Origin of the sequence: Pseudomonas sp. PA-6-3C (genome assembly GCF_021605825.1) — a bacterium.
Lineage (GTDB): Bacteria > Pseudomonadota > Gammaproteobacteria > Pseudomonadales > Pseudomonadaceae > Aquipseudomonas > Aquipseudomonas edaphica.
The window spans coordinates 18,546-31,345 of the sequence record NZ_WKDV01000061.1; the positions used below are offsets into that span (position 1 = coordinate 18,546).

General features: G+C 60.2%; 12 protein-coding genes. 4 read left to right on the forward strand and 8 right to left on the reverse strand.

Annotated features, from left to right (window positions below):
- Positions 1-30: 30 nt before the first annotated feature.
- Positions 31-984 (reverse strand): adenosine deaminase, encoded by a 954-nt coding sequence (locus GIW48_RS27590; RefSeq protein ID WP_017134717.1) that lies wholly within the window; start codon positions 982-984, stop codon positions 31-33.
- A 194-nt stretch (positions 985-1,178) separates the two neighbouring features.
- Between GIW48_RS27590 and GIW48_RS27595 the strand changes: the two genes are divergently transcribed.
- The gene (locus GIW48_RS27595) at positions 1,179-2,270 is read left to right on the forward strand and encodes a calcium:proton antiporter (protein WP_236462734.1); all 1,092 of its coding nucleotides are present in this window, start codon (positions 1,179-1,181) and stop codon (positions 2,268-2,270) included.
- Positions 2,271-2,566: 296 nt separating this feature from the next.
- On the opposite strand, the gene GIW48_RS27600 is transcribed toward GIW48_RS27595, so the two are convergent.
- From GIW48_RS27600 to GIW48_RS27610, 3 genes are all read right to left on the reverse strand, one after another.
- Positions 2,567-3,925 (reverse strand): 8-oxoguanine deaminase, encoded by a 1,359-nt coding sequence (locus GIW48_RS27600; protein WP_138450879.1) that lies wholly within the window; start codon positions 3,923-3,925, stop codon positions 2,567-2,569.
- Positions 3,926-4,112: 187 nt separating this feature from the next.
- The gene (locus GIW48_RS27605) at positions 4,113-4,799 is read right to left on the reverse strand and encodes an SDR family oxidoreductase (RefSeq protein ID WP_017134720.1); all 687 of its coding nucleotides are present in this window, start codon (positions 4,797-4,799) and stop codon (positions 4,113-4,115) included.
- A 25-nt stretch (positions 4,800-4,824) separates the two neighbouring features.
- Entirely contained in the window at positions 4,825-5,175 is a 351-nt protein-coding gene (locus GIW48_RS27610; RefSeq protein ID WP_099550558.1) for a MerR family transcriptional regulator, read from the reverse strand.
- An 83-nt stretch (positions 5,176-5,258) separates the two neighbouring features.
- Here GIW48_RS27610 and GIW48_RS27615 point away from each other — a divergent pair, with 83 nt between their 5' ends.
- Positions 5,259-5,675, forward strand: a complete 417-nt coding sequence (locus GIW48_RS27615) for a hypothetical protein (RefSeq protein WP_099550559.1) — start codon at positions 5,259-5,261, stop codon at positions 5,673-5,675.
- 66 nt (positions 5,676-5,741) lie between these two features.
- Here the strand turns inward: GIW48_RS27615 and GIW48_RS27620 are convergent, their stop codons facing one another.
- The 4 genes from GIW48_RS27620 to GIW48_RS27635 form a co-directional block, all read right to left on the reverse strand.
- A complete protein-coding gene (locus tag GIW48_RS27620; protein ID WP_065930576.1) occupies positions 5,742-6,323 on the reverse strand; it encodes an IMPACT family protein in 582 nt (193 codons plus the stop codon).
- Positions 6,324-6,335: 12 nt separating this feature from the next.
- Positions 6,336-6,995: a TetR/AcrR family transcriptional regulator gene (locus GIW48_RS27625; protein WP_017134724.1), complete on the reverse strand. Its 660-nt coding sequence runs from the start codon at positions 6,993-6,995 to the stop codon at positions 6,336-6,338.
- 87 nt (positions 6,996-7,082) lie between these two features.
- Positions 7,083-8,477 (reverse strand): uracil-xanthine permease family protein, encoded by a 1,395-nt coding sequence (locus GIW48_RS27630; protein WP_026013502.1) that lies wholly within the window; start codon positions 8,475-8,477, stop codon positions 7,083-7,085.
- An 88-nt stretch (positions 8,478-8,565) separates the two neighbouring features.
- Positions 8,566-9,486 carry a LysR family transcriptional regulator gene (locus tag GIW48_RS27635; RefSeq protein ID WP_017134726.1) on the reverse strand — a complete coding sequence of 307 codons (921 nt, stop codon included), beginning with the start codon at positions 9,484-9,486 and terminating at the stop codon, positions 8,566-8,568.
- Between the two features lie 125 nt (positions 9,487-9,611).
- Between GIW48_RS27635 and GIW48_RS27640 the strand changes: the two genes are divergently transcribed.
- Both GIW48_RS27640 and GIW48_RS27645 read left to right on the forward strand, forming a co-directional pair.
- The gene (locus GIW48_RS27640) at positions 9,612-10,961 is read left to right on the forward strand and encodes an aspartate aminotransferase family protein (RefSeq protein ID WP_017134727.1); all 1,350 of its coding nucleotides are present in this window, start codon (positions 9,612-9,614) and stop codon (positions 10,959-10,961) included.
- A gap of 39 nt (positions 10,962-11,000) precedes the next feature.
- Positions 11,001-12,494, forward strand: a complete 1,494-nt coding sequence (locus GIW48_RS27645; protein WP_017134728.1) for a CoA-acylating methylmalonate-semialdehyde dehydrogenase — start codon at positions 11,001-11,003, stop codon at positions 12,492-12,494.
- Positions 12,495-12,800: the final 306 nt, after the last annotated feature.

Genomic DNA, 12,800 nt, shown 5'->3' on the forward strand with positions numbered 1-12,800 from the left:
TCCCACATTATTTGAACTGCGTTTATGCAGTTATGGCTTCACGAGCCGCGCATCCAGGCTGTTCTGCGCCAGGCGTTTGGCCTGGTCCTGGGTCATGCCCAGGGAGGTGTACAGCGCGTGGAAGTTCTCGGTGACATAGCCGCCGAAGTACGCCGGGTCATCCGAGTTCACCGTCACCTTCACGCCACGCTCAAGCATGTCGAGGATGTTGTGCTGGGCCATGTCGTCGAACACACAGAGCTTGGTGTTGGACAGTGGGCACACGGTCAGCGGGATCTGCTCGTCGATGATGCGCTGCATCAAGCGTTCGTCTTCGATGGCGCGTACGCCATGGTCGATACGCTGGATTTTCAGCAGGTCGATGGCCTCCCAGATGTACTCGGGCGGGCCTTCTTCGCCGGCGTGGGCCACGGTAAGGAAGCCTTCATGGCGGGCACGGTCGAACACGCGCTGGAACTTGCTCGGTGGGTGACCCATTTCCGAGCTGTCCAGGCCGACGGCCACAAACGCGTCACGGAACGGCAGCGCCTGGTCGAGGGTTTTCTCGGCTTCGGCTTCGCTCAGGTGGCGCAGGAAGCTCAGGATCAAACCGCTGGTGATACCCAGTTGCTGCTCGCCATCTTTGAGCGCAGCGGCGATGCCGTTGAGCACCACTTCGAATGGCACGCCACGGTCGGTGTGGGTCTGCGGGTCGAAGAACGGTTCGGTGTGGATCACGTTCTGTTCTTTGCAGCGCAGCAGGTAGGCCCAGGTCAGGTCATAGAAATCCTGGGACGTGCGCAGCACATCGGCGCCCTTGTAATACAGGTCGAGAAACTCTTGCAGGTTGTTGAAGGCGTAGGCCTTGCGCAGGGTTTCGACGTCATTCCACGGCAGTGCAATCTTGTTGCGTTCGGCCAGGGCAAACAGCAACTCAGGCTCCAGCGAGCCTTCCAGGTGCAGGTGCAATTCAGCCTTGGGCAGGGCGTTGAGCCAATCGTACATGTTCTAAATTCTCATCAGGTGCAATGGCGGCATTCTACAGGCCATGGCTGAAATAGTCGGCAAAACCTGACCAGCAGGAGAGTATTGGTTTTATTCGCGCAAGGGCCATCTGAACTAAGGTGTAACGAAACGTTAGCGACGTGGTGCAGTCTGTACCCCATCAATGACTGATTTGCTGCACAAAAAGGCCCGGAATGCTCACATCCCTCAAGCAAGAAAAATTCATGTGGCTGGCGTTGATCGCCGCCATCGCCGCCTACCCGTTGGAGCACTGGATGCTGCACAGCGGGCAGATGATCGCCCTGCTCGGCGGCATGGCGCTCATCGCTTTTATTGTCATGGCGTCGATGCGCGTCGCCCACCACGCCGAGCAACTGGCGGAAAAGGTCGGTGACCCTTACGGCACCATGATCCTGACCCTCGCCGCCGTGCTGGTGGAAGTGGTGATCCTGGCGATTATGATGAGCAACGAGCCCTCGCCGACTTTGGTACGTGACACGATCTATTCGGCGGTGATGCTCGATATCAACGGCATCCTTGGCCTGGCCGCGCTGATGGGCGGCATCAAGCATGGTGAACAGTCCTACAACGATGACTCGGCACGCAGTTACAGCGTGATGATCCTCACCGCCATGGGCGTATCGATGGTGGTGCCGGAGTTTATTCCCGAGGCTGACTGGAAAATTTACTCGGCCTTCACCATCGGCGCGATGGTGTTGCTCTACACCCTGTTCCTGCGCATGCAGGTCGGGCCACACAGTTACTTCTTCAGCTATAGCTACCCGGAAAAACGCCGAAAAAAGCAGCCGGAAGAACAGCAGGAGCCGTCGATCAACCTGGCGTTTTCCATCGGTACGTTGGTGTTTGGCGTGATTGTGATTGGCGCATTGGCCGAGGTGATGTCCAAGACCCTCGACCTGGGCCTGGAAGGTACGGGCGCACCGCCGGTGATTACCGCGATTGTGGTGGCGGCGATTTCGGCCGCGCCGGAAATTCTGACGGCATTGCGTGCAGCCTTGGCTAACCGCATGCAGTCGGTGGTCAACATCGCACTGGGTGCATCGTTGTCGACGGTGATTTTGACGGTGCCGGTGATGGAAGCCATGGCGCTCTACACCGGCCAGCCGTTCCAGATGGCGATGACACCGGTGCAGACCGTGATGGTGTTGATCACACTGGTGGTGAGTGCGATCAACCTCAATGATGGCGAAACCAATGCCATCGAAGGGATGACGCACTTTGTGTTGTTTGCGACCTTTATCATGTTGTCGTTGCTTGGGGTGTAACCGGCCCTCAAGCACACCCTAAATCCCATGTGGGAGTCGGGCTTGCCCGCGATGGCATTAACTCGGTATGGCTGAAAGACCGAGGTGCCTGCATCGCAGGCAAGCCAGCTCCCACATGTGTTGTTTGCGACCTTTATCATGTTGTCGTTGCTTGGGGTGTAACCGGCCCTCAAGCACACCTTAAAACCCATGTGGGAGCCGGGCTTGCCCGCGATGGCATCCACTCGGTATGGCTGATAGACCGAGGTGTCTGCATCGCAGGCAAGCCAGCTCCCACAGTTGGCTTTGTGCAGGGCTCAGGTTCCGGCGATCAGTTGTTTCGCCGCCTGGCTGTGATCGGCGATCAAGCCTTTCAGGTCCAGCCCTTCAACCTGCCCATCGATCACCCGCCACTTGCCGCCGATCATCACCCGATCCGCGCGGTCGGCGCCGCACAGCAGCAGCGCCGAAATCGGGTCATGGCTGCCGGAAAAGCGCAGCTCATCGAGTTTGAACAGCGCCAGGTCAGCCTGTTTGCCCACGGCCAACTCACCGATATCCGTGCGCCCCAGCAACTGCGCCGAGCCTTTGGTGGCCCAGCCCAGCACGCCTTCCGGGGTGATCTTTTCTGCGCCGTAACGCAGGCGCTGGATGTACAGGGCCTGGCGCGCTTCGAGGATCATGTTCGAGGCATCGTTGGAGGCCGAACCGTCGACGCCCAGGCCAATCGGCGCGCCGGCGGCGAGCAGGTCCAGGGTCGGGCAGATGCCGGAAGCCAGGCGCATATTCGAACTTGGGCAATGGCAGATACCGGTGCCGGCGGCGCCCAGGCGGGCGATCTCATCCGGGTTGAAGTGAATGCCGTGGGCCAGCCAGGTGCGTGGGCCGAGCCAGCCAACGCTGTCGAGGTAGTCCACCGTGCGCAGCCCGAAACGCTGCAGGCAGAAGTCTTCTTCGTCGAGGGTTTCGGCCAGGTGCGTGTGCAGGCGCACGTCGAGGCTGTTGGCCAGTTCGGCGCTGGCTTGCATGATTTGCGGGGTGACCGAAAACGGCGAGCAGGGCGCCAGGGCGATCTGGATTTGCGCGCCATCGCCGCGCTGGTGGTATTCGCGGATCAGGCGCTGGCTGTCTTCGAGGATAACCTGGCCTTGTTGCACGGTTTGCTGCGGCGGCAGGCCGCCATCGGCTTCGCCCAGGCTCATGGAGCCGCGGGTGAGCATGGCGCGCATGCCCAGTTCGCGCACGCTTTCTACTTGTACATCGATGGCATTTTCCAGGCCGTCAGGGAACAGGTAATGGTGGTCGGCCGCCGTGGTACAGCCGGAGAGCAGCAACTCTGCGAGGGCGACTTTGGACGCCAGCGCGAGTTTTTCCGGGGTCAGGCGTGCCCAGACCGGGTACAGGGTTTTCAGCCACGGGAAGAGCGGCTGGTTCACCACCGGCGCCCAGGCGCGGGTCAGGGTTTGGTAGAAGTGATGGTGAGTGTTGATCAGCCCCGGCAGGATCACATGTTCGCGTGCATCGAATACTTGTCCGCACGGCACGGTGGGCTCTTTTCCCAAGCCCAGCACTTCGGTGATCACACCGTCTTGCAGCACCAGGCCACCACGGGCGTCGAGGCCATTGGCGGTGAAGATCGCGAGGGGGTTTTTTAACCAGATACGGGTCGCAGGCATTGGCCGGCTCCTCTGAATGATGGGTTCAGGTTTGCCAGCTCAGTGTTGCCCTGTCTGCTGATCCAGGGTCGCCGGTGAGGGCGAGGAGCAGAGTTTACGTGTAGTCCATGATCAGGTCTATCTGTAGGAGCGAGGTGCTCTTGAGACCATCGCGGGCAAGCCCGCTCCCACAGGTTGGACCGAGCTGTTACCAGGCGATGGTGTCGCCCTTGTAGTCCACGAAGTGATGGCCGCCTTTGCCGGTGTAGGCATTCACCTGATCCACCAGGCCGCGCACGCTGGTGTCGACATCGATGTGCGCGTTTTCGCCGCCCATGTCGGTTTTCACCCAGCCCGGATGCAGCGACAGCACGGTGAGCTTATGGTCGCCCAGTTGCGTGATAAAGCTGTTGGTCATGGAGTTGAGTGCAGCCTTGCTGGCCTTGTACAGCGCCAGGTCGGAGCCATCGGGAATAGTCACGCTGCCCAGCACCGAACTCATGAACGCCAGCACGCCGGTGTCTTTGCGGATCTGCCCGACAAAGCGCTGGGCCAGGTTGATCGGCGCCACGGCGTTGGTGAAAAACAGTTGGCCGACTTCCGCCAGGGTGGCGTGGCCCGGCTCCTGGTTGGCAGGGCCTTTGACGCCGGCGTTGACGAACAGCAGGTCGAAGGTGCGCTCCTTCAGGCGTTGGGCCAAGGCGATCACGGCTTGTTGATCGTCCATGTCCAGCTTCTCGATCTGCACCTGGCCCACGGCTTTGAGCGCATCGGCCTTGTTCGGGTCGCGCACGGTGGCGGTCACCTCCCAGCCGTCCTGCAGCAGTTGCTTGACCAGGCCAAGGCCCAGGCCGCGCGAGGCGCCGATGATCAGTGCGGTTTTTGGCGTAGACATGAAGGGCTTCCTTTGGAGTGGAGGTTCACGGATTCAGTGGACAACGTTGCCCGAGCCTTTGCTGCAACTCCTGGCGCAGATGGCCGAGTTCAGTGATGCGGGTTTCGATCAGGTTGAGCTTGTCTTGCAGCAATTGTGTGACGGCAGCGTCGGGATCGGGCGCCTGCCATAAGGCGGCGACGCTGGTGCCGATCTCGCCGAGGCTGAAACCCAGGCGCTGCGCAGTCTTGATATAGAGCACCAGTTGCAGCATGTCCGGCGGGTAGTCGCGGTAACCGTTGGCGCTGCGTTGCGCGGCGATCAACCCGCGCTGCTCATAGAAGCGCAAGGTGTCGCGGCTGACCTGGCTGGCCTGGGCTAATTCGCCGATACGCATGAGACGGGCTCGAGAGGGCTTGACCCTGGAGCATACTCCAGGCTTTAGCCTGCTGGCTTCTTGAATTGAAGGAGCTTGCTGCTATGTGGACACAAAAACGCTACCGGACATTGGTGCGGGCCAGTGCCTGGTATGACTTGATCATCACCGCCGCGTTTGTCACGCCGTGGAGTTTTGCATTAGTACACGGCCTGTTGCAGGGCTTGAACCTGCCGGGCGAGCTACCGCCGTTTCTGCCTGCGCATGTGCTGATGGCCAACCTGCTCGGCTCGATCGTGTGCGTGTGGGCAGTGCTGCGTATTCGCGACCCTCAACGCCAATTCGGGCTGTATGACGCGGCCGGCCGTGGTCTGTTTGCGACCTGGCAGCTGTACGCGCTGATGCAGGGCTCCACGTCGGTGCTGTGGATAATTCTGCTGTTGGAACTGCTATGGGGCGTTGCGCAACTACTCCCGGTGAATACTGATCAAAAAATGACCGGCGCCCGTAAGCCCTTATGACAAAAGGGTTACAGACGGGTGTGCTCAGGTTATCCACAGGCAGGTGCACAGTAGATGTGGGCAGTTTCAGCGTTCGAGCAGGATGCGCCCACGGCTGAGGTCGGCGAGCTGGGTTTGCAGCGTGTCGATGTGCGCCTCGCCGAGTGCGAGCTGTAGCTCGACGCCGTTGGCGGTGAAGGTTTCTTCCACCACCAGCCCGCCCAGTTCGGCCACGCGCAGTTTCACCAGGTTCAATTCCGAGAAACTGCAGGCACAGCTCAGCGGCACGCGGCTGATCAGCTCGATGCGTTCGGCATTCTGCAGGCATTTGTTCGCGCCGCCGCCGTAGGCGCGAGCCAGGCCGCCGGTGCCCAGCTGGATGCCGCCGTACCAGCGAATCACCAGCACGGCGACCTGATCAAAGCCTTGGGCTTCAATGGCGGCCAGGATCGGTCGCCCGGCCGTGCCGCCGGGTTCGCCATCGTCGTTGCTGCGGTACTGGTCGGCGAGCTTCCAGGCCCAGCAGTTGTGCGTGGCGTTGAGGTCGCTGTGCTGCTCGAAAAACGCCTGGGCGTCTTGCGCGCTGGTGATCGGCGCGGCCAGGGTGATAAAGCGGCTTTTGCGTATTTCTTCACGAAATTCGCAAAGGCCGGTCAGCGTGAAAGGCATAAGTCGCTTCGTTTATAGGGCCGGCTTGATGCCGCAGCCTTTGAGGATGATATGGATCAGGTTGGTGCCGGCGTCTTCCATGTCCTGCTTGGTCAGCTTGGTGCGACCAGTGACGCGGCAGATCTGGGTGGCGAAGTCGGCGTAATGCTGGGTGCTGCCCCACAACAGGAAGATCAGGTGTACGGGGTCGATGGGGTCCATCTTGCCGGCTTCGATCCAGGCCTGGAACACCGCTGCGCGGCCACTGAACCAGGCGCGGTAGTCCTGGCTGAAATATTCGGTCAGGCATTCGCCGCCACTGATGATCTCCATGGCGAAGATCCGCGAGGCTTGGGGGTGGCGCCGGGAGAATTCCATCTTGGTGCGGATGTAGCGTGTCAGCGCGACGGCGGGGTCGTCCTCGGCGGTCAGCGCGTTGAAGGTGCTGTCCCACAGTTCGAGGATATTGCTCAGTACCGCGATGTACAGGCCGAGCTTGTTGGTGAAGTAATAATGCAGGTTGGCCTTGGGCAGCCCGGCACTCGAGGCAATGGTGTTCATGCTGGTGCCTTTGTAGCCATGACGCGCGAATTCGTCTTCAGCCGCCTGGAGAATCGCTTGTTCATTCTTTTGCCGAATACGGCTGGCAGGTTTACCGGCGTGGTTGCTGTGGGCAGGAACTTCGAGGCTCATGGAGGTTTCCGTGCTGATCGATAGAGACGACGTGTGCACAGATAACCCACCCTCAAGCCTCAGACAAGTCCCGATGCAATAAAACCGTCAAAGCGGTTCCAGTGTGTCGCTTTCCGGCGCGTGGTTTGCGCCTGCGGTATTCGCTTTGGCCTCGGGTAATAACAGGCACAACACGATGGCCGTCAGGCCGCCGCTGGTGATGGCCGAATCGAACAGGTTTTGCACCAGAGGCGGCATCAAGTGCAGCAACTCAGGTTGGGCGGCGATGCCCAGGCCAACGCCGAACGAGGTGGCGATGATCAACATGCTGCGTCGGTCCAGCGGCGCCTGGGCCAGAATGCGCACGCCGGCGGCGGCCACGCTGCCGAACATCACCAGGGTTGCGCCGCCCAATACCGGTTTGGGGATTTGCTGCAGCACCGCGCCGATCAGTGGAAACAGGCCGAGACAGAACAGCAGCACACCAATGTATAAGCCGACGTAACGGCTGGCCACGCCGGTGAGTTGGATCACGCCGTTGTTCTGCGCAAACGTGGTGTTGGGGAATGCGCTGAAGGTGGCGGCGATCATGCAACTGACGCCATCACCCAATACGCCGCCCTTGAGTCGACTTATATAAGAAGGGCCGCTGATCGGCTGGCGGGCGATCATGCAGTTGGCGGTCAGGTCGCCAACGGTTTCGATACTGCTGATCAGATAAATCAGCGCGATGGGCAGGAAGGCGCTCCAGTCGAAGTTGAAACCAAAGCGAAACGGCATCGGTACGCTGATCAATGGCAAGTCGGGCAAGGCTTGGGGCACCAGCTTGCCGCTGAACCACGCGGCCAGGCTGCCGAGGGCCAGGCCGATGATGATTGCCGAGAGGCGTACCCACGGCGTGTTCGAGCGGTTGAGCAAGATGATCGTCAACACGACGAACAACCCCAAGGCCAGGTTGGTCGGCGCGCCGAAGTCAGGCGCATTGAAACCGCCACCCAGGTCGGTGATGCCGACTTTGATCAGGCTGATGCCGATCAAGGTGATGACAATGCCGGTGACCAAGGGCGTGATCACACGGCGCAATTGGCCGATAAAACGGCTCAACACGATCTGCACCGCCGCGCCGAAAAAGCACACGCCAAAGACCATCGCCATGATGTCTTCCGGGCTGCCGCCGCGTTGCTTCACTAGAAAGCCTGCTGACAACACCGCGCCGAGAAACGCAAAGCTGGTGCCTTGCAGGCAGATCATGCCGGCGCCGATACCAAATGGCCTGCGTGCCTGGATGAAAGTGCCTACGCCGGACACCATCAACGCCATGCTGATCAGGTAGGGCAGGTGGGCGGTGAGCCCCAACGTAGAACCGATGATCAGTGGCGGGGTGATGATGCCGACAAAGGCGGCCAGCACATGTTGCAAGGCTGCCAGTAGGGCCGGCAGTGGTTTCGGTCGGTCGTTCAGGCCGTAGATCAGGTCGTTGGGGCTCAAGGTTTCTGGTGGCATGGCGGGCAAACTCAGGGCGGACGGTTCAAGGTCCTGGTTCCCTTGCAAAAAGCTGTCCAGTTGCTCAGCTTTTAGCGAGAGGCCCGAATTAGCGCGTTGCCGCCAGACTCTCCAGAAAGCTTTCCAGCACCAAATGAGGGCGGCGCCCCTTGCGCGTGACCGATGCGAGGCTCAAATCGTAAAAACGTGTAGCCGGTTTCAGCGCGCGCAGTCGGCCTTGTTGTACCCACAGGCTGGCGTAGTGGTCGGGCAGGTAGCCGATATAGCGGCCGGTGAGAATCAGGAACGCCATGCCTTCGCGGTCCGAGGCGCTGGCGGTGCAATTGAGTGCCTGGTAATGGGCCTGGATTTCGGCGGGCAAGCGAAAGGTCGGGGCGATGGCGTCCTGGCTGTCGATACGTGGGTCGTCCAGTTGCTTGTCGTCCGCGTAAAACAACGGGTGGCCAACCGCGCAGTAGAGCAGTGAGCGTTCGCTGTATAGGGGTTGGTATTCCAGGCCGGACAGCGCGCTCGCCTGAGGTACTACGCCGACATGCAGGCGACCATCGAGTACACCTTGTTCCACCTCGTTCGGCGCGATCATGCGGATCTGGATTTGTACGTCAGGGCCGCGTTCCTTCAACTGCGCCAGGGCGTGGGTGATGCGCATGTGGGGCAGGGTGACCAGGTTGTCGGTGAGGCCGATGATCAGTTCACCGCGCAAATGCTGATGCAGGCCGTTGACCTCGGTGCGAAAGCTTTCCAGCGCACTTAATAGCTGCAAGGCCGATTGGTAGACCTCGCGGCCTTCTTCGGTCAGGGAGAAACCGGCACGCCCGCGCTGGCACAGGCGCAATCCAAGGCGTTGCTCCAGGTCGCTCATCTGCTGGCTGATGGCCGAGCGGCCGATGCCGAGCACGGTTTCGGCCGCCGAGAAGCCGCCGCACTCCACCACGCTGCGAAAGATGCGCAACAGGCGGATATCGAAGTCGCTGACTTGGGCCAGGGGATCGGGTCGACGGCTGCTCATAGTTTAGTGAAGGCCTGACTGAAGGTTAGAAGAGTTGGATTTCACCGACTTTATCGCCGTGGCAATTTAGCTGCAACAACGCTTTTCAATCCCGACGCTGCCTTTTGCCCTGCGAGGTTTTGCTGATGAACATGCCCGAAAACGCCCCATCGTCCCTGGCCAGCCAATTGAAGTTGGATGCGCACTGGATGCCTTACACCGCCAACCGCAACTTCCAGCGCGACCCGCGCCTGATCGTCGGCGCTGAAGGCAGCTGGTTGATAGATGACAAGGGCCGCAAGGTGTACGACTCGTTGTCGGGCCTGTGGACGTGTGGCGCCGGGCACACCCGTAAAGAGATTCAGGAAGCAGTCTCCAAGCAACTGGGCACCCTGGACTACTCCCCGGGCTTCCAATACGGTCATCCGTTGTCCTTCCAGCTGGCGGAAAAGATCACCGACCTGACCCCAGGCAACCTGAACCACGTGTTCTTCACCGATTCGGGCTCCGAGTGCGCCGATACAGCGGTGAAGATGGTGCGTGCGTACTGGCGCCTGAAAGGCCAGGCCACCAAGACCAAGATGATCGGCCGCGCCCGTGGCTATCACGGTGTGAACATTGCCGGAACCAGCCTGGGTGGCGTGAACGGCAACCGCAAGCTCTTCGGTCAGGGCCTGATGGACGTTGACCATCTGCCGCACACGTTGCTGGCGAGCAATGCCTTCTCCCGTGGCATGCCGGAGCTGGGCGGCATCGCCCTGGCCGATGAGCTGCTCAAGCTGATCGAACTGCACGACGCGTCGAACATCGCAGCGGTGTTTGTTGAACCGATGGCCGGTTCCGCTGGCGTGCTGGTGCCGCCACAGGGTTATCTCAAGCGACTGCGTGAGATCTGCGACCAACACAACATCCTGCTGGTGTTCGACGAAGTGATCACCGGTTTCGGCCGTACCGGCTCGATGTTCGGCGCCGACAGCTTTGGCGTGACCCCGGACCTGATGTGCATTGCCAAGCAAGTCACCAACGGCGCGATCCCGATGGGCGCGGTGATTGCCAGCAGCGAGATCTATCAGACCTTCATGAACCAGGCGACGCCGGAATACGCGGTGGAATTCCCCCACGGCTACACCTACTCGGCGCACCCGGTGGCTTGCGCGGCTGGCTTGGCGGCATTGGACCTGTTGCAGAAGGAAAACCTGGTGCAGAGCGTAGCCGAAGTCGCCCCGCACTTTGAGAATGCGTTGCACGGGTTGAAGGGCAGCAAGAATGTGATCGACATTCGTAACTACGGCCTGGCCGGCGCGATCCAGATTGCCCCGCGTGACGGTGATGCCATCGTGCGTCCATTTGAGGCCGGCATGGCCTTGTGGAAAGCGGGTTTCTACGTGCGCTTTGGCGGTGACACCCTGCAGTTCGGGCCAACCTTCAACAGCAAGCCGCAGGACCTGGATCGTTTGTTCGATGCGGTCGGCGAAGTGCTGAACAAGATCGACTGATTTCTCCTTCTATATAGAACAACTTTTCAGGAGCCCTGCATGAGCCTTATCCAGCATTTGATCAACGGTGAGTTGGTCAATGACAGCGGCCGTAGTGCCGACGTGTACAACCCGTCCACCGGCCAGGTGATTCACCAAGTGCCATTGGCCAGCCGTGAAACTATTCAACAGGCGATCGACTCGGCCAAGGCGGCGTTCCCTGCCTGGCGTAATACCCCACCGGCCAAGCGTGCCCAGGTGATGTTTCGTTTCAAGCAATTGCTGGAGCAGAACGAAGCGCGTATTTCGCAGTTGATCAGCGAGGAGCATGGCAAGACCCTGGAAGACGCCGCCGGTGAACTGAAGCGCGGCATCGAGAACGTGGAATATGCCTGTTCGGCGCCGGAGATTCTCAAGGGCGAGTACAGCCGTAACGTGGGGCCGAACATTGATGCGTGGTCGGACTTCCAGCCGTTGGGTGTGGTGGCGGGTATTACTCCGTTCAACTTCCCGGCGATGGTGCCGCTGTGGATGTACCCGCTGGCGATCGTGTGCGGTAACTGTTTCATCCTGAAACCATCGGAGCGTGATCCAAGCTCCACGCTGCTGATTGCGCAGCTGTTGCAGGAAGCCGGTCTGCCCAAAGGCGTGCTGAGCGTGGTGCACGGGGACAAGGGCGCAGTGGATGCGCTGATTGAAGCGCCGGAAGTCAAAGCCCTGAGTTTTGTGGGGTCGACGCCGATTGCCGAGTACATCTATTCCGAAGCAACCAAGCGCGGTAAGCGCGTGCAGGCGCTGGGCGGGGCGAAGAACCATGCGGTGCTGATGCCGGATGCGGACTTGGATAACGCGGTCAGCGCTTTGATGGGCGCAGCGTATGGTTCCTGCGGTGAGCGTTGCATGGCGATTTCGGTGGCCGTGTGCGTGGGTGACCAGGTGGCGGATGCGTTGATCGCCAAGTTGGTACCGCAGGTCAAGGCACTGAAGATTGGTGCGGGCACCTCTTGCGGCCTGGATATGGGGCCGTTGGTGACGGGGCAGGCGCGGGACAAGGTCAGTGGCTATATAGAAGACGGTGTGTCTTCTGGCGCTGAGCTGGTAGTCGACGGCCGCGGTTTGAGTGTTGCCGGGCATGAAGAAGGGTTCTTCCTGGGGGGTAGCTTGTTTGATCGCGTGACCCCTGAAATGCGCATCTATAAAGAGGAGATCTTCGGGCCGGTGCTGTGTGTGGTCCGCGTTGACAGCCTGGAAGCCGCGATGCAACTGATCAACGATCATGAGTATGGCAACGGCACCTGCATCTTTACCCGTGACGGTGAAGCGGCGCGGCTGTTCTGTGATGAGATCGAAGTGGGCATGGTTGGCGTAAACGTGCCGTTGCCCGTGCCGGTGGCGTACCACAGCTTTGGCGGCTGGAAGCGTTCGCTGTTTGGCGACTTGCATGCCTATGGGCCGGATGGGGTGCGTTTCTATACCCGTCGCAAGGCGATTACCCAGCGTTGGCCGCAGCGGGCCAGCCATGAAGCGTCGCAGTTCGCCTTCCCGAGTCTGTAAGGCGTAGTAGGTGAAGGCCGGCCCCTTGGGGCCGGCTTTTGTGCTTTTGCGGCCTTTTTGACCTATATGACAGAAATGTGAAAGAAAGGGATTGACGGCGTTTTATATCTGTCTATAATTCGCCCCACTTCCGGCGCAGTCGAAACGGAAAACTCCTTGGTAAACAATGAGTTACGAAGTTTTCGGCAGCGAGTTGCTTCAGTTCATCGAAGCCAAAAGGAAGTTGAAAAAGAGGTGTTGACAGCAGCGTGTAACGCTGTAGAATTCGCCTCCCGCTAACGAGAGATCGTAAGCGCAAGTGGTTGA

What these genes read in the sequence shown, in the direction of transcription:
- GIW48_RS27590 (WP_017134717.1), bottom strand. Translation starts at nt 984, where the DNA reads ATGTACGATTGGCTCAACGCCCTGCCCAAGGCTGAATTGCACCTGCAC.
- GIW48_RS27595 (WP_236462734.1), top strand. Translation starts at nt 1,179, where the DNA reads ATGCTCACATCCCTCAAGCAAGAAAAATTCATGTGGCTGGCGTTGATC.
- GIW48_RS27600 (WP_138450879.1), bottom strand. Translation starts at nt 3,925, where the DNA reads ATGCCTGCGACCCGTATCTGGTTAAAAAACCCCCTCGCGATCTTCACC.
- GIW48_RS27605 (WP_017134720.1), bottom strand. Translation starts at nt 4,799, where the DNA reads ATGTCTACGCCAAAAACCGCACTGATCATCGGCGCCTCGCGCGGCCTG.
- GIW48_RS27610 (WP_099550558.1), bottom strand. Translation starts at nt 5,175, where the DNA reads ATGCGTATCGGCGAATTAGCCCAGGCCAGCCAGGTCAGCCGCGACACC.
- GIW48_RS27615 (WP_099550559.1), top strand. Translation starts at nt 5,259, where the DNA reads ATGTGGACACAAAAACGCTACCGGACATTGGTGCGGGCCAGTGCCTGG.
- GIW48_RS27620 (WP_065930576.1), bottom strand. Translation starts at nt 6,323, where the DNA reads ATGCCTTTCACGCTGACCGGCCTTTGCGAATTTCGTGAAGAAATACGC.
- GIW48_RS27625 (WP_017134724.1), bottom strand. Translation starts at nt 6,995, where the DNA reads ATGAGCCTCGAAGTTCCTGCCCACAGCAACCACGCCGGTAAACCTGCC.
- GIW48_RS27630 (WP_026013502.1), bottom strand. Translation starts at nt 8,477, where the DNA reads ATGCCACCAGAAACCTTGAGCCCCAACGACCTGATCTACGGCCTGAAC.
- GIW48_RS27635 (WP_017134726.1), bottom strand. Translation starts at nt 9,486, where the DNA reads ATGAGCAGCCGTCGACCCGATCCCCTGGCCCAAGTCAGCGACTTCGAT.
- GIW48_RS27640 (WP_017134727.1), top strand. Translation starts at nt 9,612, where the DNA reads ATGAACATGCCCGAAAACGCCCCATCGTCCCTGGCCAGCCAATTGAAG.
- GIW48_RS27645 (WP_017134728.1), top strand. Translation starts at nt 11,001, where the DNA reads ATGAGCCTTATCCAGCATTTGATCAACGGTGAGTTGGTCAATGACAGC.